Source organism: Microbacterium sp. ISL-103 (genome assembly GCF_018613995.1).
Classification (GTDB): domain Bacteria; phylum Actinomycetota; class Actinomycetes; order Actinomycetales; family Microbacteriaceae; genus Microbacterium.
This window is the reverse complement of the sequence record NZ_JAGGPD010000601.1, coordinates 1-1245: the sequence shown is the minus strand read 5'-3', so window position 1 is coordinate 1245 and position 1245 is coordinate 1. Positions and strand designations below refer to the sequence as shown.

Below are 1245 nucleotides of genomic sequence, written 5' to 3'. Positions count from 1 at the left end.
CGTGACGTTCCCGGCGTGGGAGACTCTGCCGCCACGAGCGGCTCAGCCCGAGCCCCGACACGGTCGGCCAGCGGCTGCAGACGTTGCGCCGCGTCGCCGAATGGTCGGGCGAGCATCCCCTCGTCGTCGTCGCCTCGGTGCGCGCCGCTCTGCAGCCGATCGCGGGCAACCTCGGGGAGATCGCAGCACTCGAACTGCGCGCCGGAACCCGCGGTCACGAGCTCGATCGCGTCGTCGAGCAGCTGGTCGAGCGCGCCTACTCCCGCGTCGACATGGTGTCCCGCCGCGGCGAGTTCGCCGTGCGCGGCGGAATCCTCGACGTCTTCCCCGCGATCTCCGAGCATCCGTTCCGCGTCGAGTTCTTCGGCGACGAGGTCGATCAGATCCGCGCGTTCTCCGTCGCCGATCAGCGCTCGCTGCCCGGCGACGTCGACGGCGTCGACCTGCCCCCGAGCCGTGAGCTGCTGCTCACCCCCGACGTCCGCGACCGCGCGCGAGCACTCATCGGCGGGTTCCCCGCGATCGCCGGCATGCTCGAGAAGATGGCCGAGGGCATCCCCGTCGAGGGCATGGAGTCTCTGCTCCCGGCGGTCTCGGGGCCGCTCAAGTCGCTCGCCGAGTACCTCCCGGAGGGCAGTGCGACGGCGGTCGTCGACCCCGAGCGATCCAGCGCCCGCGCCATCACGCTGGGCGAGACGAACCGAGAGTTCCTCGATGCCGCATGGAGCGCCGCTACCTCGGGCGCGTCCGCTCCGATCGACCTCGGCGCCGGCGACTTCCTCACGATCGCCCGACTGCGCGAGGTCGTCCGCGACCGCGGCGGCGTCTGGTGGCGACTGAGCCCGTTCGCGATGGGCGGCGAAGACGCCGAGACCGTCGACGGCGCGGTCATCCCGTCGTTCCACGGCAACGTCGACGGCGCGATCTCCTTCGTCGACGCGAAGGTCGCCGACGGATGGCGTGTGGTGGTGATCGCCGCGGGCGCCGGTCTCGTCGACCGCGCGCGCGACGTGCTCTCGGATCGCGGCATCGCCGCCCGCATCGTGCCCGAGCTGATCGAGGCGCCGGACACGGGCGTCGCGACCCTCGTCACAGGATCCGTCGAAGCAGGGTTCCAGATCGCCGAGGCGAAGCTCGCCGTCCTCACCGACAACGAGTTCTACGGCCGCACGATCGGCGGCGATCAGCGCGTCGTCAAGAAGCTCGCCTCCCGTCGCAAGAACGTCGTCGACCCGCTGCAGTTGA

General features: G+C 71.4%; 1 pseudogene. It reads left to right on the top strand.

Annotated elements, in window-relative coordinates:
• Positions 1–1245 (top strand): annotated as a pseudogene (locus tag J7E68_RS18415) (transcription-repair coupling factor); the annotation flags it as partial.